The sequence below is a fragment of the Neobacillus sp. S1115 genome (genome assembly GCF_055385565.1).
Genome location: NZ_AP038275.1, coordinates 4,610,091 through 4,632,492 on the forward strand (window position 1 = coordinate 4,610,091; position 22,402 = coordinate 4,632,492).

Consider the following 22,402-nt stretch of genomic DNA (forward strand, 5'->3'; position numbering starts at 1 on the left):
ATTTTTATGAAAAATCACAACAGTCTATTGGCGAATTGATATAAAAGCAAAAAAAGCAGGCTCCGGAACAATCCAGAGCCTGTTAATCTTTTTATGCATTCTGATATCGTAAGACCGGCTTACGCGCAGCTGTCGTTTCATCTAAGCGGCCTACCACGGTTGTGTGCGGAGCCTCCTGGACGATTTCCGGATTTTCCTCGGCTTCCTTGGCGATTTGGATCATGATGTCGATAAAGGAATCTAACGTTTCCTTAGATTCTGTTTCTGTCGGCTCAATCATGATACATTCTTCCACATTTAATGGGAAGTAAATGGTTGGTGGATGGAAGCCGAAATCAAGCAGTCGCTTCGCAATATCCAATGTGCGGACGCCCAATTTCTTCTGGCGTCTTCCGCTTAATACAAACTCATGCTTACAATGTCTGTCAAACGGCAGATCATAATACTCCGCCAATCTTCTCATCATATAGTTAGCATTTAAAACAGCATATTCAGTCACTGCTTTTAAGCCGTCTGGCCCCATAGACCGAATATAGGTATAAGCGCGGACGTTAATGCCAAAGTTTCCGTAGTATGGCTTAACGCGGCCAATTGATTGCGGACGATCATAATCTAGGACATATTCGTCGCCTCGTTTGGCAATAACCGGTCTTGGCAGGAACGGAATTAAATCTGACTTCACACCAACAGGACCGGAACCAGGACCGCCGCCTCCGTGCGGGCCAGTAAACGTTTTGTGAAGATTCAAGTGAACTACGTCAAAGCCCATATCACCCGGGCGGGCTTTTGATAGAACTGCGTTTAGGTTCGCCCCGTCGTAATAAACCTTACCGCCAGCTTCGTGGACGATTTCAGCAATTTCGACAATATGCTCTTCAAAAAGGCCAAGTGTATTCGGGTTCGTCAACATTAACGCAGCTGTATCTTCTCCCACCACTCTTCTTAAGTCTTCTAAGTCTACAAGACCATTTTCATTCGACTTTACTGTAACCGTCTCAAGTCCTGCAACTGTTGCAGAAGCTGGGTTTGTACCATGAGCGGAGTCAGGTATGATAACTTTGGTCCGTTTTAGGTCGCCATTTGCTTCATGGTATGCGCGAATCATCATCAATCCGGTCCATTCCCCGTGGGCACCTGCTGCCGGCTGTAAGGTCACTTCATCCATACCGGTAATTTCTTTTAAATGCTGCTGAAGGTCATATAAAAGCTCGAGCGCACCTTGAACGGAACTTTCATCCTGGAGCGGGTGAATATGCGCAAACCCGTTGTAGCGGGCAACATTCTCATTAATCTTAGGATTGTATTTCATCGTACAAGACCCTAATGGATAAAAACCGGAGTCTACACCGTGATTCCGTCTGGAGAGGGACGTATAATGGCGCATGATATCCAGTTCAGAAACTTCAGGGAGCAAAGGCTCCTCTTCCCTTAAATATCCTTCTGGAAGGAGCGCAGCAACATCTGCTTCAGGAACATCCATTTCCGGAAGGCTGTATCCGACCCGGCCTGGTGTACTCACTTCAAAAATCAGCTTCTGGTCTTGATTATGCATGCAAATCCCCCAATTCTTTCACTAATGTATCAATCTCTTCCTTCGTTCTTTGCTCTGTCACGCAGATCAGCATATGGCCTGCAAGCTCAGGATAGTCACGGCCCAAATCATAACCGCCAATGATTCCTTTTTGGAGCAGCTGCTGATTAACCTCTTTTACCGGTTTATTTAAATTGACAACAAACTCATTAAAGGAGTGACCATCATTAACTACTTCAAGCCCTGCTTCTTTAAAAGCGATTTTCGCATAATGAGCCTTTTGTAAATTGGCTGTTGCGATTTCGCGGACACCTTTTTTTCCAAGGGCAGTCATCGCAACAGATGCAGCAAGGGCATTTAAGGCCTGGTTGGAGCAAATATTAGAAGTCGCCTTATCGCGGCGGATATGCTGCTCACGTGCCTGCAGTGTTAAAACAAAACCGCGGCGGCCTTGGTCATCTGTTGTCTGGCCGACAAGACGTCCGGGAACTTTACGCATTAGCTTTGTCGTAACCGCAAAATAGCCACAGTGCGGACCTCCAAAGGCAGTCGGGATTCCGAATGGCTGGGCATCGCCGACAACAATATCTGCACCAAATTTTCCTGGAGGTGTCAAAATTCCAAGTGATAATGGATTGCTGGAAACAACAAACATTGCTTTATTTTCGTGAATAATCTCTTCAAGCTCTTTTAATGGTTCAATTCGACCTAAAAAGTTTGGATATTGAACGACAACCGCGGCTACGTCAGCATTTAGCAATCCTTTTAGGGCGTCAACATCAGTAATGCCATCCTTCACAGGAACCTCAATCACATCAAGGTATTGACCCTTTGCGTAAGTTTCCAGAACCTCACGGGATTCAGGGTGAACAGCACCGGAAACCAGGATGGTTTTCCGTTTAGTGTGACCAGCACTTAGCATTGCTGCTTCAGCAAGTGCGGTACCGCCGTCATACATCGAGGAGTTAGCCACATCCATTCCTGTTAATTCACAAATCATTGTTTGGAATTCAAAAATCGCCTGCAGTTCCCCTTGGGAGATCTCCGGTTGGTAAGGTGTATAGGCTGTGTAGAACTCTGATCTTGAGATGACATGGTCAACGATAACCGGCATATAGTGGTCATAAACTCCGGCACCTAAGAAAGACACATTCGATTTTAAATCAGCATTCCGGCTTGCTAACTGAAAAAGTTCTTTCATCAAAGCTGTTTCTGATTTTGCCGGTTTAATATTGTATTCACCTTTAAATCGTACTTTTTCAGGAATATCACTGAATAGTTCATCGACAGTGGAAACGCCAATTGTCTCCAGCATTGCCTGCTTATCTTGTTCAGTCATGGGTAAATAGCGATGTTTCATAAACCTTGCTCCCTTCTGCTATTTCTTTTCTCTTTTATAAAAAGGTGTAGGAACCACTTTCGCTTTTAAACGTTTGCCGCGAATTTCAACTTCCACTTCGGTATCGAGTCCTGCATGTTCGGAAGAAATGAGGGCAAGACCGATGTTTTTCTTTAAGGTTGGGGACTGTGTACCGGTGGTAACTTCACCAATTAGCGCTTCCCCTTTGTAAACTGGATAGCCGTGTCGCGGAATTCCCCGGTCAACCATCTCAACCCCAACAAGCTTCCGGGACAAACCTGCTTCCTTTTGTTTCACGAGAGCTTCTTTTCCAATAAAATCAGCCTCTTTATTCAATTTCACTGCAAAGCCAATTCCTGCCTCAAGCGGGGAAATTTCCGGTGATAATTCCTGGCCGTAAAGCGCTAAGTTTGCTTCAAAACGAAGTGTGTCGCGTGCACCGAGGCCGCAAGGAATAACTCCCTCGTCTTTTCCGGCTTCCAGAATGGCAGTCCAGAGTTCGATAACATCACCGGCATCACAATATACTTCAAAGCCGTCTTCCCCTGTATAACCAGTTCTAGATACAAGTGCTTTTTTCCCATTTAAAACAACTTCCTGCTGGAATTTGAAAAAGCCGATTTGACTTAAATCCGTCTCTGAAGCAAGCTTCTGTAATACCTTTTCAGCAAGAGGGCCTTGAAGCGCAAGCTGTGCCATTGTTTCAGACAAATTTTCGATTGTTACATCGCCTTCAAGATGCTTCTCCAGCCAGTTGTAGTCCTTTTCAATATTCGATGCGTTGACAACAAGCAAATAATGATTGTCTTCAACCTTGTAAACAAGCAGGTCGTCAATAGTTCCGCCGTTTTCATAGCACATCGCAGTATATTGTGCCCCGCCGTCTTTCACTTTTGAGATGTCATTTGTCATCAATTTTTGTAAATAGTTAAGGCTGTCTGGGCCCTTTACCTCAACTTCGCCCATATGGGATACATCGAATAAACCGGCTTTCGTGCGGACAGCTTCATGCTCATCCTTGATGCTTGAAAACTGGACAGGCAACTCCCAGCCCCCAAAATCGATGGTTTTTCCGCCGTATTCCTTGTAAACTTCAAACAGCGGAGTGCGTTTTAATTCCGTCATCATAAATCCCCCTTCATTTACTACATGTTCATTATTTGTAAAAATGAATTATTGCCAATTAACAAAAATAGGAAAACTCCTTGCCGTTTTCCTAAAAACAACAAAAAGGTGCAAAAAAGGACAGAAACCTCCCTTTACCAATAAAGAAGGTCTCTGTCCTTGCACCTGAAAGTTTACCTAAATCGGCTGTCCCCTTTGGTGGCTGGAATCATCCAGCACTCTCCAGAGCTGCGTCCAACAAGAGTTCTTTTGCCTGAGAGATTCACATAAGCTGCTTGCTCCTTCGGCGCTACAAAAAGTAGTCTCTCCCCTTGTTTTCATTCGCACTTATAATATTTTTTTCCAATTTGGTCATACTAATTATACTTAAAAAATAGATTACCTTATTTAAATATTTGAAACTTTCAAAGCTATTATCATCCTACCATTAAAACAACATATCGGGCAATAACAATTTATCGGAAAAAGGAGCTGAAACGGATGAATGTCGAAATGGAATTTGATTCCTCCTGGCAGGATGATTTTTTACATAAAATTGATCATGATGGACCTTGGGGGAATTGGGAGCTTTTTAAATTGGCTATCGATATTGAAAAACACTTGGTGGTCCCGGAATTCGAAGGCCTGCAGGCCCCAAAGCATCTGCCAAATTTGACGCCTCTCCCTCATCAGCTTGAAACAGCCAAGCAGGTGGTTGAAAACATGAACGGAAAGGCCATCCTTGCGGATGAAGTGGGTCTCGGAAAGACTATCGAGGCGGGGTTAATTTTAAAAGAATACATGATTCGCGGATTAGTGAAAAAAGTGTTAATTCTTGTTCCCGCCTCCTTAGTCACCCAGTGGGCACAGGAATTAAATAGCAAATTTTATATACCGGCTGTCACTCAAAGAAAAAGTTATGTTTGGGAACAATGTGATGTCGTTGTTTCCTCCATCGATACGGCGAAACGAAATCCGCATCGGGAGATCATTTACAAGCAAGACTATGACCTCATCATTATCGATGAAGCCCATAAATTAAAAAATAATAAAACCAAAAACTACGAATTTGTTCAAAACTTAAAAAAGAAGTTTTGTTTATTGCTGACGGCAACACCTATTCAAAACAGGATTGAAGAGATTTTTAACCTCGTATCCCTATTAAAGCCTGGTCACTTAGGGAATGAAACTGTCTTTTACGAAAAATATAAACGTGATTCCCGTTCCTTAAATGATGACCAGCATCTAAAAGAGCTAGTCAATAAAGTCATGATCCGCAACCGCCGTGCCGATACAGGAATCGAATGGACGAAACGGCATGTGGAGACGATTCCGATTGAATTTACAAAATCGGAACGCGACCTGTATGACTCCATCTTAGAGCTTAAAAATGAGGGAGACTGGGTTCAAACGAGCAGTTTTTCTGTGATGACTTTGCAGCGTGAAGCATGCTCAAGCCGCGAGGCCGTTTTCTATACCTTAAAAAACATGCTTCTTAAAAAGGAAAACCCAACGCAGGCCTATCAAGAACAAATCAACTTTTTAATTAAAAAGGTAGAGACCGTTGAGCAAAATTCCAAGGCAGTAAAAGCCCTTGAATTAATTCAGAAAATAAATGATAAAGTGATTATTTTTACGGAATACCGGGCTACCCAATTATATTTACAGTGGTACTTAAAGCAGCACGGAATTTCCTCCGTTCCTTTCCGCGGCGGTTTCAAGCGCGGGAAAAAGGACTGGATGCGCGAGTTATTCCAAAAGCATGCCCAGGTGCTGATTGCCACTGAAGCGGGCGGGGAAGGGATTAACCTGCAATTTTGCAACCACATTATCAATTTTGATCTGCCGTGGAACCCGATGAGACTAGAGCAGCGCATAGGAAGGATTCACCGCCTCGGTCAGGAAAAAGATGTCATGATTTATAATTTTGCCATCAAAGATACGGTGGAAGAGCATATTTTAAAGCTTTTATACGAAAAGATTGATTTATTTGAAAGAGTCATCGGAGAACTTGATGATATTCTAACAAAACTAGAATTCGGAAATATTGAAGATCATATAATGGATATCTTTGGCGACTCCTGCTCAGAAGGGGAAATGCGGATTAAAATGGAGAATTTATCTTCAATGATTGAATTTGCACAAAATATGAAAAAAGGAGAATCACATGCAGCAGCAGGAAATTCATAAGTTTCTTTTAAATTATTTTATGGCAAATGAATGTCCCATTGTCACTAATCACCCTGGATACTTAGATGTCCAACTAACAATTGAAATGGATAAGGAACTAATGAATCGGCCCTTTTACTGGCATTATTTAGAGAAAACTGGCGGAATACCAAATCCAATGAGATTGACCCTTATCACCAACCAAAAAGCAGCACCTGAAAATCTCAAAGGGGAAACCATCCATTTTGGTTCGCCCCGCCTGCATCAAATTTTTGAGTCTACAAAAAATTTAGCAAGATATATAAGGCTTTATGAAAATCACGGCAACTCTGCCGTCCAGACTCCCTTGCTGCCATGGCTGTGCATGAATGTAAAAATCTCCTATCAATGTGACCGTAAACGCGATATCTTTAAATCAATCGGCCTTCAGCTTATTAACGGGAAAATGGTGGAGGATTTTCATAATTACCTGCTTAAAATTTCGTTAACGCCGAAAATCCCTGATTACTCGTTTACATTATCACCACTGGTTAAACCAAAAAGTGGAATGGTTCGAATTGAAAATTATTTAAAATCAGTAATTGAAAATGATGACCATACCTGGGCCGATGAAGCAAAGATACGCTGGGAGAAGGATTTAGAACTGCTGAATCATTTTTATGAGGACATTGAAGATGAAAACGAAAGCTATGAGACAGAAAAACAGGCTCTCAAGGATCAATATGAGCCGCGAATTCACATTTCCTTTATCAATGGCGGGCTGTTTTACTTAACAGAAAAAGCAATATAAAAAGAAACCCCCCAAGCCGTGAAATTATGCTTGGGGGTTACTTTTTAAAGTCCACTGTCTTTCATTTTCCGTCTCTTAACCTCTGAATACACAATATAGGGAAGGATGCCAAACCAGCGATACCAGAAGGATGCTTTGGTCTGTTTTCGCTCGAGGCGCTGACGTTTTCGTTCGTCTTTCGGCTGGTCCGCATATTTGACAATTGTTTGCGTCATATATTTTACATAATCATTCGTTTTCATGTACACACCTGCCTTTAACTTACATTACAAGTATGTCCAAGGTTTATCCTTTCAAATCAATAAGTAATCCATTTCATTAGCTTTTTTGACCTCGTGTCAAAATATCCTTTCCCGTTTACCAATTCTCCCGACTGAAGCCGGAGTGTAAAGGAAACTCTTTGGACATATCCTGACGGGGGATCGGCGAGAAAATCCATATTCCCCTTCTGAAACCCAAACGTTCCTTTAGACGGGATTGTTCCTGACACCTGAGCCTGAGTTTCAAATTTCTTTACCGATGACAAGAAATAATACTCTTCCTGCAAAATAACGGCTGATTCGTGCGCTAGCTTTCTCTCCGACAGAAGCTTCTCCACCTCCATTGAAAAAAACAGCAGAAAAATGATCAACAGACATAATGTAAGGGGATAAGTGAAGCCTTTTTGGCAATTTTTCATGTGCTCTTATTCCAATCAATTAAAGAATAGGCGGTAACAGAATACTCTATTCCTTTAAAATCCTTTACCGTTACCTTTACGGCATTATTCACCAAAGCAAACGAATGCTGTGAAACATTCTGCAGGATAATTTCATGCCCCGTCGAGTTAACCCGTCTTCTTTAATTGCTGCCGTAAATTTCATAATAAATGGTTTCTCCGTCTTTTGTTAGGATCAGCCGATTGGAAACTACCTCTGCTTTGGTCGACCAGCGGATTTCTTTTTTTATTTGGCTGCAGAAAACCTCCCATTCCATTGCCTGAATACTCGCTTGATTCTCCTTATTGTCAAGAATAAGTTGAAAGAGAGGTGTCATATAAAAAACAATAATTGAAAGAATTACCAACGAAAACATTACCTCAATGAGCGTAAAACCTTTTTCATTCGAGACTGCCACAGATTTCATTTTCCAAATGTAAGGGCGTTTTTTCAACTTTAACGCAAACCTCCTTTTGCCCGAAGGAGTCCTTCCAATTAATTTGATAACCAATCTCATTTTGTACCAATGTATAATTGGCAAATGTCCGATTATCAATTAATTTTGCCTCCAGTTCCTCATACATGATCTGCCTCATCTTTTTCTCAATCTGCAAATTTACGGATTGCTTTCTTAATTCCGTGACCGACGGAATGAAAACCAAACAAATCAAAAACATAGCTGATAAAGACAACAGTAATTCTAATAAAAAGAACCCTTTATTGTTCTGTAACATAAAACCGGCCTTTTCCAATTAAAATGGTCATTCGATAAGTCTTCTTCTCAGTTTCTATGAAGAAAGAACCAAATTTATTTACATTTCCATCAGGCTGAAATTTGAAATATAAGGGCATCGAACCTTCGATGATATGAAAACTTGAGGAGTAAGTTCTGTCGAGCAGATGCGGCTGGTCAGAGCGCAAAACAAGCGAGTATTTTGATTCGTTAGGCAAAATGACGACCGACACTTCCTGCTGGTGGGACATCGCATAGGACTGGGCATAAAATAAATCCGCTTTTAATTGGGTTAATAAGGCTTCATCCTCGACCATCGTATGCTGTGGTTTTAACGAAAAAACGGTTACCGAAGACAAAATCATGAAAATGGATAGGACTACTAATGACTCGGCTAAAGTGAAGCCTTGCTGGTTATGTTTCATTGGTTAGTGGTGGTATCAGATGCAGTTTTTGTATCGATGGCATCTTCCAACGTAACAGAACCATCCGACCCAATCACAACTTCTTTTCCTGGGCAGCCCTTGGCATCTTTATTTATATATCCTGCACTTATTAGTTTTTCCATTGTTGCTGGTTCATCTTTTTCCATTTCATAGGCTTGTACCTGAGCCTCGACCATTTTCTGAAAGCCTTCACAGCCCTTAGTCTTTATATTTGCGTTATGTTTAGCGACGTTTGGAATTGTAATAATTAAAATTACAGAAATCACGAGCATAACAATCATCATTTCAATCAGTGTGAAACCAGCCTGTTTATCTCTTTTAATATTTTTCATTTTCCAAAACCTCCATTTTTTTAATTGTCTAGCTACAGCGCCTAGGGGCTCGCAGGTCTACAGCCAATCCGTCCTGAAGGTTACAAAACAACCTTCACGCCGGCTCGTCTTATGCCTGTCGCCCCTGTGCAAGGCGCTTCCGCTTTTCTAAATTCCATCAAGCATATGAAACATGGGTAAAAGGATCGCTAAATACATGGAAACAACTAATAAACCGATAAACAGATAAAGAATGGGCTGAATCGTCCTTAGGCTTTTTTCAATTAGTACTTCCAGGTTCATCACACAATGCTTGCTGAAAAAGAGCAATTCCTGTTCCAATTTGCCATTTTCCTGGCCGTGTTTAATAATCATCGGAAAACCCTTGTCAAAAAAAATCATCGAAGCCAATATGGTTTCTAATTTTTCGCCCGTTACAAGCTTGGCCTTAATTTCTTTACCAAGTTCACTGTAAAAAGGCTGTCTTTTGTTTTCCTCAAAGAGACCCAAGCTCTCTGAAACTGAAATTCCGCCAGATAAAAGGAAGCTTAATTGAATGGAGAAATAATGAGTAAACAGCAATTTGAGGATTCTGCCGATAAAGGGCAGACGCACGAGCAGCATTCGCTGCTTTAAAATGGGATAGTTTCGGAAGATAAAATAATAATAAATTGCTGTTGCCAATAAGAATGCAAGCAAAGCGCCAATGACGATTGGGAAAATTTCATCGAAAGCATAGATGACCTTTGAAAAAAAATTCTCCTCCAAACCAAGCGATGAAAAAAGTTCTGTAAACCTTGGCAGCAATGTATTCTCTAGAAAAACGAAGAGAATCCCGGTAATAAAAAGCAGCAATACTGGATATTGAAGCAATTTTAAAAGCTTATGCAGATCCTTCTCCTTTAACAATGCGAGACGGCTGCCCTCAAGCAGCGCTTCGGCAAAACTTCCATGCTGCTCAGCAAAGTAAACAAAACCGGTTAAATCCTTGTGAAAGCCAAGCCTTTCAAGGACCTCATGAAACGGCAGCCCGTTTTTTAAAACTGTTAATGATTGATATAACTCCTCCTTTCTCTTCTGAGGCAAGTACAATGCTATGGAATCAATTGCTTCGGCAATTGGATATCCCCGTGCCAACAGCTCGCCAATTTGTTTTAAGAAGTTGGCTTGCTCAGTTACAGACCATTTATGATTCTTCATCATAAACCAGCCTGTCGTATTCAGATTCCTGAATAAATCCTAAGGCAATCCCCTTTTTAATGACATCCCGGATTGTCCGATAACGGGTTTCAACCTTCTCTCCCTTTGCAGCTTTCATGGCGCTATTCAAATTTTTCCCCGCCAAAAGCTCAAACACACTCGCCCTCTTCCACCTTCCATACGAATAACAAAATGGAGTGCATTCACCCTCGCAAAATGGACAGGTTAATTCAACAAGTCTTTGGGCAGTCACCGCAATTAAAGTCTGTTCAACCTCCAGCCAATTCACTCCAAATTCGTGCAGGCGGAACACCGCTCCCTTCGCATCTCTAGTGTGCATTGTTGAAAGCACTAAATGCCCGGTTAAGGCTGCGCGTACAGCAATCCTAGCTGTTTCTGCGTCCCGTATTTCCCCGACCATTATGATGTCCGGGTCATGTCTTAAGATGGCTTTGAGGCCGGCCGCATAAGTGACACCAGCTTTTTCATTCACTTGTACCTGCAAAACGGAATCGTAATTTTTTTCAATCGGGTCTTCGAGTGTAATAACATTGCGATGGAATAGGTGGGCGGTTTCATTTAAAAGGGAATATAGTGTAGTTGTTTTCCCTGAGCCAGTCGGCCCGGTAAAAATGATCAAACCGTGAGCATGTTTTAATAAAGCTAGAAGTTTTCTGGTCATTGCCGGAAATAAGGAAAGCTGATGAAAAGGGATTTGCTCCTGCTGGGGTAATAGCCTGATGACAAGGCTTTCGCGTGTATTGGATGGCAGGGTAGATAGCCTAAGCCCCATTAATTGTCCGTTAACTTCACAAAAAATTGCACCGCTTTGTGGACGTCTTCTTTCGCCGATATCCATATTCGCTTTAAATTTAAAATGGGAGATCAATTTGTCGCATTCATCTTTTGGAAGGGATAATCGAGGGATAAGTTTGTTGGTTAACCGGATTTGAACGAGTGTGTCATTCTGCCTGGGAATTATGTGAATGTCAGTTGCTTGGTTTCTTGCAGCGTCACAAATAATTCTGTCAGCTAACATTTCAATTGAACTAACAATGGGAATCACCGCCTTTAAATTTTCTTTTCTGTTTTTTCGACAGTCTTCTTACCCTTCCTTCTTTATTTTAAAAAAGTTTTTTTGTAAAGAAAAGGAGTATATTTCTAATTTTGTTACAATTTATCGTCAATAATTGTGAACATTTTCTAAACATATAGTGTTTACCTTGTTAACCTCATTCCCACTTTAGTATCGCTGTATTATAATGGAATAAATCATGGGGGTCCGAGGTGAAACGAGATGGAACAAACGTTAAAAATTACTAACGTGTTGTCAGATCCAACTAGATATTACATTTATCAATACATTACCAAACGCCACAAGGAAGTAACCGTTCAGGAGATCGCGGATAATTTCAACATCCACCCGAATGTGGCGAGATTGCATCTTTCTAAGCTCGAAGATGTGAACATGCTGGTTTCGGAAACAAAGAAAACAGGGAAAGGCGGACGGCCAAGCAGATTATATCGTTTGTCAGAGGATGTAATCCAGCTCCACTTCCCATTCCGCGATTATATGCTTTTATCAAAAGTGGCCATTCAAACAATGATTTCCCTTGGCGAGGCTGGAAGAGATGCACTTTATTTAACAGGGAAGCGTTTTGGGGTTGAAGTGATTGAACAGGAAAAAGCAAAAAAAGCTCTTGGCGATGAATTAAATTTTGATGAAAAGCTAAGCATATTAAAAAATGCAGCCACGCTGGCAGGCTTCTATCCGGAATTTGAAGCAAATGGGGATGAAACGAAAATTTATTTCTCGATTTTCAATTGCCCATTCAAAGAAATAGCGGAAGAACATACCGAAGCTGTCTGCAATATGCATCATGAATTTTTAAAGGGAATGTTTGAAGCGCTGTTCGATTCAGTTGACCTGATTGAAAAGGAAAATATGATTGCTGGCTGTGAAACTTGCTCTTATCAAGCATTTGTAACAAACTAATTCTGAAACCATTATTTACATTATTCCTTCTTTTACTTATAATATTGTAATGATGGTATCGAAAGGGTAAAAGGAGGGGATACATATGGACCGCATGTTCAGAGTATGTGGTTTCTGGACGGGCATTTTTACTGTGATGTTATATCTTGGCGATTTAAACAAAACAGCATTGCTTTTCCTAGCCCAAACAGGATTCTTCGTTCTACTTAGTTATCTTAAATTGTCTGAACGTATGTATATGTATGTGTTCGGAGCATATCTAACTATTTTCTTTGCTGGCTTTACATATTGGACTACGTTCATGATGCCGCTTGGTGGAGGCCACTAAGAAAAATAAAAACGCCGTTTCGATACGGCGTTTTTATTTTTGATTTTGAAATAAATTTATATCCCGCGTTACCATTCCTTTTTCCTGAATAACAATATGAAAATAAGAACTCATCCCACCCGGCATAATTAAACTGCGGATGGCCCGATTTCTTTTGCTGACCTCAGAAAATGGATTAGGGTCATAATGGTTCTCAAGCTCCTGAAGAATTCCTGCCTTCAACAGAAACTCATCCTGACGCAGCATGGTGACAAATTCTAACGCTAACTGTCTCCCTCTTTCAATCAGGTAGTCGAAATGGATATGCGTGGTGACATCCATCGCTCCAGGATTTTCTAAAATATTATCATACATTCGATGCTGAAAAAATCCTCTCAGACTTCCGGTCGACCTTGCTGGATGCATCCATTCCTCGTTCGTATAGCCATAATCAGCCGTTACAATCAGCCCCTTTTTGATGGCAGGCGCGATGGAACCTAACATCTCCTTCATCGCTAAAGGCACTTCAATCCGCTGCTTCTCTTTTAATTCCAGCCCGCTTTCCTGCAAAAATTGCAAAATAGCTGGATTAGTCAATGGAACCCTTTGCTCAACAAATCCTTCGTTTTGAATGCCTATCATAACCTCAAGCAATTCACCATTTATTTTTTCAATGACATGAACAGGGAGGGCATCGAAAAGCTCATTTGAAAAAATCATTCCTTCGAAGTCCTTTATAGCCGTTATATCCTCTACCTGAATAACTGAAGGATATTGATCTAATAAATTTTGTTGCAGTCTCCGATGGTAGGGGCTTGTTTCGACAATGACATATTGTAAAGGTCTTTTTATGGATTCCTGCCACTCCTGTAAAAAGGCATGGGCAAAGCGTCCGTTTCCTGCGCCAATTTCGCAAAAGGCATTAGGAAGTCCCGTTTTTTCGCAAACATAAGCAAACCATTTTGCCGCCAGCCTGCCATATATATCTGAAATATTGCTGGTTGTAATAAAATCACCCTGCCGCCCGATTTTCTGCTGGTCTCGCATGTAGTACCCATATTCCGGATGGTAAAGGGCAGCACTTATATAATCTGCATAGGTAATCAATTGGTTAGGTGAGTGTTGAATAAAGCTCTTTATGTACGAAATCATATTTTCTCCTTTTGAATTAACACTATTGACACGGTGTTAACTTTGGTATATTGTAAAGTTAGTAGCTTAACAATATCCCCTCCCATTATATGAATAGAACATCCCCCGAAAGACCCTTTCCTAAATGGAAAAGGGTCTTTCTATTTATTCACGTGCTCCTGCTCCAGGCTCGCACCGCTTTTCTTATTAAAATCCATTTAAAAAAGGGTTGCTGTCCATTTCGTCTGCGATGGTGGTAACGGCTCCGTGACCTGACAATACATACGTTTCTTCTGGTAATGTTAACAGCTTATCATGGATGCTTTTTAAAAGCTGGGTATGATTTCCCCCTTGAAGGTCAGTACGTCCAATACTGCCTTGAAATAAGGCATCACCAGAAATCACAAACCCTTCCTTTGCAAAATAATAAGACACACTTCCCGGTGAGTGCCCAGGAGTATGATAAACGTGGAATGTAAATTCACCGATGTTCATTTCCCCTTCATCCTTGATTAGATGATCAGCCGCATTGGCTTTAATAGGTTCAATTAACGGGAAAAACTGTGATCCATTTAGAGCTGGATCCCCTAACCACTTTTCTTCTTGTTTATGAATATAAACCGGGATTTGATAAGCGTTTCGGACGTCTTCAACTGCCCCAATATGATCAAAATGCGCATGTGTCAATAGCACGGCCAGCGGCTTTAATCCTCTTGTGTTTAAAAGATTCAACAGCTTTTTTCCATCACCGCCAGGGTCGACAATTAAGCATGTTTTATCTTTGTTTTCAACAATGTAACAATTTGTTTGAATGCTCCCTAAGGGAATTTGCTGCCACTTCATTACTTTACCTCCAATTTGGATTTGCATTAGAATTATTTTACACTATATTCATGTCTTGGAGAAAGAAATGAATGAAATACAAGGGGGAATGAGAATGAAATCGGCCTTTGCGGTTGAAGCTAAGGGAGAAATAGAATTTCTGCCTGAGATTAAAGAGTTAATATTAAAGGAGACAAACATAGCCTTCCAAAAAGATAACATGTTTATTTATCTACGTGCCGATGATGCGGATTATGCAAAAGAAATTTTAACGGCGGCAGAATTGTTTGAGGAACTGCATCAAGTCATTCTTACTAATAACGGAATAGCAGGACCGTATTTCGAGGATTTTGGCATTCAGTTATTAGACGATTGCTATTGTTTGTTTAAAGCAGATTTACTTTATTTCTCGTTTACCGCAGGAAACCCAAATGATATTCAGATGGCCAAATATCAGGTAGAAGAGCATTTGGTGTTTGAAACCATCCATAATGAGACAGCTTTATTTTTTTCAGAGACACATAATAAAGAACTGATTCAGAATATTGCTAAGGCATATAAAACTGTTCTTTCATTTACTATCGACAAATGAAAGAAAAAAATATAAAATAAGAAGCGAATGTATATAATATTGTTACATAATTTTCTAATCATGCAGGTAACTACCTAATTTTATTGGAAAAGGGGGATTATTCATGGGATTGGTCATCATTTTCGCGTTAGTAACCATTTTAGCAGCATTCGGTGGATTTCGTTCACTAAAGAAAAAAAATTTATTAGGTGCATTTTGGGGAATCGCTTCCTTTCTAGTTTTCGGCTGGTTCACCGTTATGACTCTTATCAACTCAGGTTACCCTACAGGAAGCCACTAAAAAAGACTGCCCTTGGCAGTCTTTTTTATGATTATTCCTTGACCAAGTCGAAAATTTTCTTGGTATTCAAATCAATGATTTTTTCAAACCGCTCTCCATATAGAATCGTTTTTCCTGATGGTGAAATCATTATTGGAGCATTTTTAAGGCCGGTTAAAATTTTTTGGCTGCTGTCTTTCCTCAAATCATAAGCAACAAGATTAAAACCTTCTGTGTACACATCAGCTTCCCCATCTTTTACTGCATTTAAAGTAATAAATTCCTTCTCCTTCTCGTTATAATCAAAATAAGGGACGAGCCAATCAGAATATTTCGTCAGCAGTGGGTTTGAAAAAGAATAGATTTCCTGCAAATCTTTATCCAAGAAAGAATAACGCGCTAATTGGTTTTGGTCATTTATCTCAATCTTGACAATAAGATCTTTAAATGTTGAAAATTGTAAAACAGTTGGAAATAATGTTTTTTCCATCCCATTATTTAACCCCTTCTTAATCAGCGGAGCAAATAAAGAAGGATGTTCTTGATCCCAATCTAGAAAAGCAAGTTCATTTGCACTCATCCATTTATTAAATGGCTGCGGGAGTGACAATTCCTTTGTCTCACCAGACTTAAAATCCAATAGGAAAACGTTAAAATCCCAATCTTCACTGAAAGTTGATACAAGCACTTTTGAGTTATCATACGGATTCCACTCAAAGGATAACTCGTAGGATGGAAACGACTGCTTAAGTTTTTCATTTCCCTTCGTATCGATTATTGTTACTAAACCCTCGTAGGAAGATGGCGAAGAATGAATTAAAATAAAACTTTTGGAAGGACTAATTTGCGCGGTGACAATCGGAAATTCACTTTTGTAGATTAACTCGCTCTTCCCCGTCAAGAGATGATAACGATATACATTAGAAGATTGTCCGACATTGGTGATATAAACTATTTCCTCATCTGTCAGCCAGCCAAAGCTTTTATAAAATTCACCATCCGGAATGGAAATGGGGATGACCTGCTCATCACTATTCTCTGTATTTGATGCCTTCGGCTTTTCTGTCCCAGCTGAGCCTTTAGACTTTATCTGCTTATGGTCTGCACACGCACCGAGCAGGAGGGCTAAAACGATTAAAAACATGGTTATGGCTAAACCTTTTAGAGCACTTTCCTTTATTTGAATCACTTTTCCCCTCCCCTCCAATTTCCTCTCCATATTTAGTACGAAAAAACAGCCTATTTTGTTTCAATAATATTAACTTTATTACAAAAACAGGAAAAAAGCCGCAGAAAATTCGGCTTTTTTCAAAAATTAAAAGCATCCTAATTATTTACAATTTATTTCTAATAAGCCAGGCTGCTCCTAGCACTCCAGCGTCATTTCCTAAATTCGCAATTGCCAGTTTGGTGGAGTTTCTGACAGGTGTAAAAGCAAACCGCCTAAAATTCTCGATTACAGGCTCTAACAGAATCTCACCTGCTTTGGATACACCACCGCCCAAAACGATTTTCTCAGGATTTAGCAGATTAGCAATATTGGCTAAAGCAAGCCCTAGATGAAAGGCAACCTCCTGAAGGATAGTAAGCGCCAGTTCATCACCCGTTCTTGCTGTATCAAAAACATCCTTTGCAGTTATCTTCCCATTTTTTGCATAAACATCCGCTAACGGACCTTTAACTCCATCCTTCTGAATTTCTGCAAGCGCCTGCCGCACAATTCCTGTTGCTGAAGCAACAGTCTCAAGGCAGCCCGTTTTTCCACAATTACAAGGTGCCCCTCCGAACGGAGTAGCAGTGATATGACCAATTTCCCCCGCGGCTCCGTTTACTCCCTGAACAATGTTTCCGTTTGAAATCACACCGCCGCCTACTCCAGTCCCCAGCGTGACACAAACCAGATTCTTCGCACCACTGCCGGCACCCTTCCACATTTCTCCCAAGGCAGCGCAGTTTGCGTCATTCTCAACAACAGCAGGAAGTGATGTTGCTTTCTCCAGACTATCCTTTAGCGGAAAATTATCCTTCCAGCCCAGGTTAACTGTATTTAAGATCACACCTGTTTCATAATCGACAGGGCCTGGAGCACCCATTCCAACCCCTGCCAGTATATTTTTCGACTGATTAAGCTCAAGCAGTTTTTCTTCTATCGATTTCGCAATATTACTCGTAATATACTGGCCCTCATCAGAATTATCGGTTGGGATTTCCCATTTATCAATAATTTCCCCATCCAATGTGATAAAAGCTATTTTCGTCGTTGTCCCCCCTAGGTCAACTCCCGCTATCCATTTTTCTGACAATATTCTCACCTATTTCTTTTGTCCTTTTTCTTTTAAAAATTGGATTTCATGTCTTAAGATTAACAGGGCCGTTTGATATTCTTTAGGCTCCATAAGCTGAGACTGATACAGCTCTTTCAGTTCAGCCTCCATCAGCTCAAGGTCTGCTACCCTGTCGCCAATATAAATGATGGTTCCAAACCTTTTTAGAAATTGTTGAATTTCATAAACCGTTTTCATCGTGGGTCTCCCTCATTCCTAGTCAACAAAAAGTATAACCTATGCCAAAATTGTCCTCAAGGCAAATCTATTCACTGCCTGATGTTTTTATCTGTTGATTAATTTCATCAACCAAATTTGTATATTCTTTTTGGTTCGGGTTTAACTTGACTGCTTTTTCAGCATTGAGTTTTGCCGCATTTAGATCATTTTCCTCGAGATTTATTAACGCCAAATTAAAGTAAGCTTGATGAAATTTCGGATCAAGCCGAATAGCTTTCTGCAAATGGAGTTTGGCGTCCGTAAGCATTTGCTTTTTTATTTCAACGTAGGATAAAAGAAAATAGGTTTTTTCTGTTTCGGACTTTGACCGATCCTCAAAACTTTTTAAAACACTGTATGCCTTATCGTAATTGTTTTGTTTGATATACTCCTGCGCCAGCAGGATTTGCGAATCTTCATCCTGTTTTTGCCCTGCAGCACTAAATCCATAGTTTAAGGAGCCCCAAACAATACCTGCACTCATGATTAAAAAGATGAGCTGAAGCGAAAGCTTTGATTTCTTCGGGAGATTGACCACACCGGCAGCCAGAAATCCTCCGGCCAAACCGCCTAAATGGCCGGCATTATCGATGCCAGATGCTGAAAATCCAAATACAAGATTGATAGCGAGAACGACAATTACATTTAGCCCCATCGTTCGAAAAAATAATTTTGGGTTCATCATGCCAAAATAAAGCAAAGCTCCGAAACACCCAAAGATGGCCCCGCTTGCTCCAGCAGATAAATGCGTACTAAACAAAAGACTCGCGATGACGCCAGCTACACCAGCAAATAAATAAATAAGGAAAAAACGGAATCTGCCGAAGATTTGTTCGACAGCCGTGCCCAAAAAATATAATGCCAAGGTATTCATCGCCAAATGCAAAAAACCGATATGAAGAAAAACAGGTGTTATGAACCTCCAGTATTCTCCTTCATATATTAGCTGATTAACCTTGGCCCCATATTTGATTAATGTCGAAGTATTTGTGCTTCCCCCATTTAATTCCAGCCATACAAAAACGGCCAGCTGAATCACGATAAACACATAAGTAAAGAAAGGCTTGCTATAAGTAAGGACAGCCTTTTCCCTTTTTACCTTATTTACTGCCGTCCCCAAGGTTAATCTTTTCAGCTCTTCCACTTCATTTTCCGAATAATCATTTTGGATATCAAAATGGATGTCTTTTTGCAGCCGTTCTGCAAGATCCTTCAGGCCTGTTTCCCATTCTCCCTTCGTTAATAGAAAAGAACTGACGGATGTTTTACTTCCTTCAGGAAAAAGGTAGGGATTCCTCAGCCTAAATTCATACTCATCGACAGGTGGGAATTCACTGATATAAATATTAGCGATATCCAGTTGAGGGCGCCCTAACTGCTTGCGTATTTTTTCTCCATTGGCTGCCGCAAACTCGATATCTCTTTGCATAACATTGCTCCAATCAAGATTTTCAAGATGAACTCTAATGATTGGGGCTTTTTTGTTTTCTAATTTTTCCAGCCATATTTCCTTTTGGTTCTCAAATAATTGAATAATTCGATAGTCTTGTTCAGAAATAAAAGAAAAGACAAGCCTCCAAAAAATATATTTCTCTCGATTAATGGCTCTCCCCTGCTTTCTTTCATAACAATTATTTTATAAATATTTGTATTCATTTTTGCCGCGTTTCTTTCATTATAAACGAAACTAAAGGCTTTACCGTTTAATAGGCTCTAAAAACCTGAGATGTTGATTTTTTGTCAAAAATAAAAAACCATCTGTGGTTTTCACCATTCAGATGGTCCTCCAAATACCGATTGCATCATTCTTCGTTTTATTCCGGGCAGACTCATCATTGAGCTAACCGCAATTCTTCTCAACCAACCGGAAGAAAGGAGTGTGTTGATAATACGGTATCTAAACCTATAAGCAAAATAACCAAGCGAACCAATCATTAAAATAGAAGTCAGCATTCGAGACATTTTTATCCCTCCTGCCATTATTTTGTGATTCTGACTGAAAAATTATCCAAACTTTCCAGAAAAAATAAAAATTTACCCGAATAAGAAAAATTATTTACCAGCAGGAAATACGGAATTCATTGTCTTCTTTAGTACATCGACAGAATGAGTAAATTTCTGTTGTTCCTCTTCACTTAATTCAAGCTCTACAATTTCTCTTACACCATCCCTGTTCACGACGGCCGGAACGCCAATATACAGATCTTTTTGTCCATATTCTCCATCGAGATAAGCTGAAACCGTCAGAACAGAATTTTCATTTTGTAAGATTGCCTTTGTTAATCGCACAAGTCCCATAGCAATTCCGTAATAAGTGGCACCTTTTTTCTCGATGATATGATAGGCGGCATCACGTACATTCATAAAAATCTGATCAAGTTCTTCCTGCCGGAACCCGTCCTTGCTTTCTGCCCATTTAGAGATAGCTGTACCGGCAATATCAGCATTACTCCATACGGGAAGTTCAGTATCCCCGTGTTCACCAATAATATAAGCATGAACATTACGCGTATCAATATCGAAATAATCACCAAGCAAGAAACGGAACCGGGCCGTATCTAGAATAGTCCCTGAACCAATTACACGTTCTTTTGGAAATCCGGAAAATTTCCAAACAGCATAAGTAAGGATGTCTACCGGATTAGTAGCAACGAGAAAAATCCCATTAAATCCGCTGGCCATTATTTCTTCAACGATACCTTTAAAAATTTTCGTGTTTTTTTCAACCAGATCAAGGCGGGTTTCACCTGGCTTTTGGTTAGCACCGGCTGTAATAACTACGATGTCCGCTTCACCACATTTGGAATAGTCCCCGTACCAGATCTTTGTATGGGACGGCGCAAAAGGGAGACCGTGATTTAAATCCATCGCATCTCCTTCGGCTTTTTCTTTATTTAAATCAATTAAAACAAGTTCTTCAGTAATACCTTGATTTAACAGAGCAAAGGCGTAGCTTGAACCCACAAACCCTGCTCCGATTACGACCACCCTGTTCACACGATTCAACAAACTAAATCCCCCATTAACAAAATATTATTAAAGCATTGGAGCGACAAATATTGCTAAGGCCGCTGCCAACAAACCGGATAGAAAATTAACCATATCATTATCCACCAGAGAAATGCCCTTAATGCGGGAAGTCGGCAGACCGCAATGGTTTCTTTTTTCTGTCTCGATTCCACATTGCTTGCAAACATAAGCCTGTTGATAAAATGCGCCAAATAATGTATCAATGACATTCCCAATATAGCCAAATAAAAATACCAACATTACATTAACGAGAGTTAACTGGAATAACCAAAAACTAACCAATGCGATAATCAGTGACCCTAGTAGTGCTGCCATACTGCCAAGCAGACTGACTGCCCCGGAGGTGCCCTTTTCTACTCGCTTAAATGTCCGAATAAAAATCGGCTCTTTCCTGCTTAAACTGCCAATCTCCGAAGCCCAGGTATCAGAATTGGAACTAGCCAATGAAACAATAAAGCCAATTACCCAGCTTTCTCCTTGATGAAAATAATAGCAGATACTAAATAATGCAGCCATGCCGCCATTGGCGATTACCTGGCGCCAATCCCTTGTAGACCCTTTTGCTAATTTCTCTTCCAATTCCCTTTTGGCATAACTTTTATATTTTGACCAGAAACTTGAGGAAACAAAAAACACGCCTAATATAACAAGCCCCTTAATTCCAAATCCAGCATAAATGGCAAGACCGACAAAAACAGCTGCAATAGCACCTGAGGCTGTCAGCGATTTCTCCCGGTAACCAGCTAAACCTCCTGCAAGGAGGATAACAATGATAAGGATTGGTACAATCATACAGTTTTGATAACCTCATTTGTTGTAACAATTTTTGCTACTGGGATATCATATGGTTCAACAGGAAATTCAGGAATCAACTGCTCTTGGAAAGCAAGGGATAGGGTGTTCCCAAAGTACCCTGATAAAAACCGGTCGTAGTATCCGCCGCCAAAGCCCAAGCGAAACCCCGAACGAGTGTAGGCAAGCCCGGGTACGATGAGAAGGTCAATTTTATCTGGACTGACTTCTGTAGTTTGTTCTACATTTGGCTCAAGCAACCCATAGAAAACGGATTCTAATTGAGAAAACTCAGTTAAGCTTCGAAAAGATAACCTTTTTTCCTTTGGGTAACATTTTGGAACAACAACTTGCTTGCCTGATTCCCATGCTTTTCTAATAATTTGATATGTATCGACTTCAGGTGCCCTAGAGATGGTAATGCCAATCACTTGCGCTTGCTCCCAATCTTCCATTTGATAAAGCCTGCTGGCAATTTTATAAGAGTAATCCTCATAAATAGGTTTTGTGAGCTTTGACAGTGATTCTTTCATTTGTTGACGAATGGAATTTTTATCGTGCATTTTAGAGCACCCCCATGTTTTTTGT

26 protein-coding genes, 1 pseudogene and 2 riboswitches are annotated in these 22,402 nt (G+C 40.4%); of the genes and pseudogenes, 6 read left to right on the top strand and 21 right to left on the bottom strand.

Translation table 11 applies throughout. From position 1 onward, the window contains the following. Positions 1 to 91: 91 nt before the first annotated feature. The 3 genes from gcvPB to gcvT are packed head-to-tail and all read right to left on the bottom strand — an operon-like array spanning position 92 to position 4,016. Positions 92 to 1,552: an aminomethyl-transferring glycine dehydrogenase subunit GcvPB gene (gene gcvPB, locus ACZ5B7_RS22520; protein ID WP_423799075.1), complete on the bottom strand. Its 1,461-nt coding sequence runs from the start codon at positions 1,550 to 1,552 to the stop codon at positions 92 to 94. Then, the gene (gene gcvPA, locus ACZ5B7_RS22525) at positions 1,545 to 2,891 is read right to left on the bottom strand and encodes an aminomethyl-transferring glycine dehydrogenase subunit GcvPA (RefSeq protein ID WP_423799076.1); all 1,347 of its coding nucleotides are present in this window, start codon (positions 2,889 to 2,891) and stop codon (positions 1,545 to 1,547) included. The genes gcvPB and gcvPA overlap by 8 nt, the downstream gene beginning before the upstream one ends. Positions 2,892 to 2,909: 18 nt before the next feature. Continuing rightward, complete coding sequence (gcvT, locus tag ACZ5B7_RS22530; RefSeq protein WP_464494549.1) at positions 2,910 to 4,016, bottom strand: glycine cleavage system aminomethyltransferase GcvT; 1,107 nt, start codon at positions 4,014 to 4,016, stop codon at positions 2,910 to 2,912. A gap of 151 nt (positions 4,017 to 4,167) precedes the next feature. Beyond that, positions 4,168 to 4,244, bottom strand: a riboswitch (glycine riboswitch). A gap of 3 nt (positions 4,245 to 4,247) precedes the next feature. After that, positions 4,248 to 4,337, bottom strand: a riboswitch (glycine riboswitch). Between the two features lie 159 nt (positions 4,338 to 4,496). On the opposite strand from gcvT, the gene ACZ5B7_RS22535 reads away from it, so the two are divergent. Then, the gene (locus ACZ5B7_RS22535; RefSeq protein WP_213144865.1) at positions 4,497 to 6,185 is read left to right on the top strand and encodes a DEAD/DEAH box helicase; all 1,689 of its coding nucleotides are present in this window, start codon (positions 4,497 to 4,499) and stop codon (positions 6,183 to 6,185) included. After that, entirely contained in the window at positions 6,163 to 6,954 is a 792-nt protein-coding gene (locus ACZ5B7_RS22540) for a YqhG family protein (protein ID WP_423799078.1), read from the top strand. Before ACZ5B7_RS22535 ends, ACZ5B7_RS22540 begins: the two co-directional genes overlap by 23 nt. A gap of 44 nt (positions 6,955 to 6,998) precedes the next feature. On the opposite strand, the gene ACZ5B7_RS22545 is transcribed toward ACZ5B7_RS22540, so the two are convergent. From ACZ5B7_RS22545 to comGA, 8 genes and pseudogenes are all read right to left on the bottom strand, one after another. After that, positions 6,999 to 7,196 (bottom strand): YqzE family protein, encoded by a 198-nt coding sequence (locus ACZ5B7_RS22545; protein ID WP_213120191.1) that lies wholly within the window; start codon positions 7,194 to 7,196, stop codon positions 6,999 to 7,001. A gap of 56 nt (positions 7,197 to 7,252) precedes the next feature. Next, positions 7,253 to 7,633 (bottom strand): competence type IV pilus minor pilin ComGG, encoded by a 381-nt coding sequence (comGG, locus tag ACZ5B7_RS22550; protein ID WP_464491058.1) that lies wholly within the window; start codon positions 7,631 to 7,633, stop codon positions 7,253 to 7,255. Further along, positions 7,630 to 8,169: pseudogene (gene comGF / locus ACZ5B7_RS22555) on the bottom strand (competence type IV pilus minor pilin ComGF). Before comGF ends, comGG begins: the two are co-directional and overlap by 4 nt. Continuing rightward, complete coding sequence (gene comGE, locus ACZ5B7_RS22560) at positions 8,054 to 8,386, bottom strand: competence type IV pilus minor pilin ComGE (RefSeq protein ID WP_464491059.1); 333 nt, start codon at positions 8,384 to 8,386, stop codon at positions 8,054 to 8,056. The pseudogene comGF and the gene comGE overlap by 116 nt, the downstream one beginning before the upstream one ends. After that, a complete protein-coding gene (comGD, locus tag ACZ5B7_RS22565) occupies positions 8,370 to 8,810 on the bottom strand; it encodes a competence type IV pilus minor pilin ComGD (RefSeq protein WP_213144861.1) in 441 nt (146 codons plus the stop codon). The genes comGE and comGD overlap by 17 nt, the downstream gene beginning before the upstream one ends. After that, positions 8,807 to 9,163 (bottom strand): competence type IV pilus major pilin ComGC, encoded by a 357-nt coding sequence (comGC, locus tag ACZ5B7_RS22570; RefSeq protein WP_464491060.1) that lies wholly within the window; start codon positions 9,161 to 9,163, stop codon positions 8,807 to 8,809. Before comGC ends, comGD begins: the two co-directional genes overlap by 4 nt. 147 nt (positions 9,164 to 9,310) lie before the next feature. Further along, positions 9,311 to 10,345 (bottom strand): competence type IV pilus assembly protein ComGB, encoded by a 1,035-nt coding sequence (comGB, locus tag ACZ5B7_RS22575; RefSeq protein ID WP_464491061.1) that lies wholly within the window; start codon positions 10,343 to 10,345, stop codon positions 9,311 to 9,313. Next, entirely contained in the window at positions 10,329 to 11,381 is a 1,053-nt protein-coding gene (gene comGA, locus ACZ5B7_RS22580; RefSeq protein WP_464494550.1) for a competence type IV pilus ATPase ComGA, read from the bottom strand. Before comGA ends, comGB begins: the two co-directional genes overlap by 17 nt. A 258-nt stretch (positions 11,382 to 11,639) precedes the next feature. Here comGA and ACZ5B7_RS22585 point away from each other — a divergent pair, with 258 nt between their 5' ends. Continuing rightward, positions 11,640 to 12,338 (top strand): helix-turn-helix transcriptional regulator, encoded by a 699-nt coding sequence (locus ACZ5B7_RS22585; RefSeq protein WP_213144859.1) that lies wholly within the window; start codon positions 11,640 to 11,642, stop codon positions 12,336 to 12,338. An 85-nt stretch (positions 12,339 to 12,423) separates the two neighbouring features. Beyond that, positions 12,424 to 12,666 (top strand): DUF2626 domain-containing protein, encoded by a 243-nt coding sequence (locus ACZ5B7_RS22590; RefSeq protein WP_213120184.1) that lies wholly within the window; start codon positions 12,424 to 12,426, stop codon positions 12,664 to 12,666. 33 nt (positions 12,667 to 12,699) lie between these two features. Here the strand turns inward: ACZ5B7_RS22590 and ACZ5B7_RS22595 are convergent, their stop codons facing one another. Together ACZ5B7_RS22595 and ACZ5B7_RS22600 are read right to left on the bottom strand one after the other, a co-directional pair. Further along, positions 12,700 to 13,797 carry a class I SAM-dependent methyltransferase gene (locus tag ACZ5B7_RS22595; RefSeq protein ID WP_464491062.1) on the bottom strand — a complete coding sequence of 366 codons (1,098 nt, stop codon included), beginning with the start codon at positions 13,795 to 13,797 and terminating at the stop codon, positions 12,700 to 12,702. A 186-nt stretch (positions 13,798 to 13,983) separates the two neighbouring features. Then, entirely contained in the window at positions 13,984 to 14,619 is a 636-nt protein-coding gene (locus tag ACZ5B7_RS22600) for an MBL fold metallo-hydrolase (protein WP_423799085.1), read from the bottom strand. A gap of 94 nt (positions 14,620 to 14,713) precedes the next feature. Between ACZ5B7_RS22600 and ACZ5B7_RS22605 the strand changes: the two genes are divergently transcribed. Both ACZ5B7_RS22605 and ACZ5B7_RS22610 read left to right on the top strand, forming a co-directional pair. Continuing rightward, on the top strand, positions 14,714 to 15,190 hold the full coding sequence (locus tag ACZ5B7_RS22605; RefSeq protein WP_464491063.1) for a hypothetical protein: 477 nt from the start codon (positions 14,714 to 14,716) through the stop codon (positions 15,188 to 15,190). Between the two features lie 103 nt (positions 15,191 to 15,293). Next, positions 15,294 to 15,470 (top strand): DUF2759 domain-containing protein, encoded by a 177-nt coding sequence (locus ACZ5B7_RS22610; RefSeq protein ID WP_423799087.1) that lies wholly within the window; start codon positions 15,294 to 15,296, stop codon positions 15,468 to 15,470. Positions 15,471 to 15,501: 31 nt separating this feature from the next. Here the strand turns inward: ACZ5B7_RS22610 and ACZ5B7_RS22615 are convergent, their stop codons facing one another. The 8 genes from ACZ5B7_RS22615 to ACZ5B7_RS22650 form a co-directional block, all read right to left on the bottom strand. Beyond that, the gene (locus ACZ5B7_RS22615; protein ID WP_464491064.1) at positions 15,502 to 16,638 is read right to left on the bottom strand and encodes a YqgU-like beta propeller domain-containing protein; all 1,137 of its coding nucleotides are present in this window, start codon (positions 16,636 to 16,638) and stop codon (positions 15,502 to 15,504) included. Positions 16,639 to 16,783: 145 nt separating this feature from the next. Then, on the bottom strand, positions 16,784 to 17,752 hold the full coding sequence (locus ACZ5B7_RS22620; protein WP_464491065.1) for an ROK family glucokinase: 969 nt from the start codon (positions 17,750 to 17,752) through the stop codon (positions 16,784 to 16,786). A 9-nt stretch (positions 17,753 to 17,761) separates the two neighbouring features. Next, positions 17,762 to 17,971, bottom strand: coding sequence for a YqgQ family protein (locus ACZ5B7_RS22625; RefSeq protein WP_423799090.1), 210 nt, complete (start codon positions 17,969 to 17,971; stop codon positions 17,762 to 17,764). A 67-nt stretch (positions 17,972 to 18,038) separates the two neighbouring features. Then, positions 18,039 to 19,421 carry a rhomboid family intramembrane serine protease gene (locus ACZ5B7_RS22630; protein WP_464491066.1) on the bottom strand — a complete coding sequence of 461 codons (1,383 nt, stop codon included), beginning with the start codon at positions 19,419 to 19,421 and terminating at the stop codon, positions 18,039 to 18,041. 338 nt (positions 19,422 to 19,759) lie between these two features. Beyond that, positions 19,760 to 19,954, bottom strand: a complete 195-nt coding sequence (locus ACZ5B7_RS22635; RefSeq protein ID WP_213120176.1) for a hypothetical protein — start codon at positions 19,952 to 19,954, stop codon at positions 19,760 to 19,762. 90 nt (positions 19,955 to 20,044) lie between these two features. Then, positions 20,045 to 21,001 (bottom strand): L-lactate dehydrogenase, encoded by a 957-nt coding sequence (locus ACZ5B7_RS22640; RefSeq protein ID WP_464491067.1) that lies wholly within the window; start codon positions 20,999 to 21,001, stop codon positions 20,045 to 20,047. Between the two features lie 27 nt (positions 21,002 to 21,028). Next, a complete protein-coding gene (locus ACZ5B7_RS22645) occupies positions 21,029 to 21,814 on the bottom strand; it encodes a DUF92 domain-containing protein (protein ID WP_464491068.1) in 786 nt (261 codons plus the stop codon). Further along, the gene (locus ACZ5B7_RS22650) at positions 21,811 to 22,377 is read right to left on the bottom strand and encodes a 5-formyltetrahydrofolate cyclo-ligase (RefSeq protein WP_464491069.1); all 567 of its coding nucleotides are present in this window, start codon (positions 22,375 to 22,377) and stop codon (positions 21,811 to 21,813) included. Before ACZ5B7_RS22650 ends, ACZ5B7_RS22645 begins: the two co-directional genes overlap by 4 nt. Positions 22,378 to 22,402 lie beyond the last annotated feature (25 nt).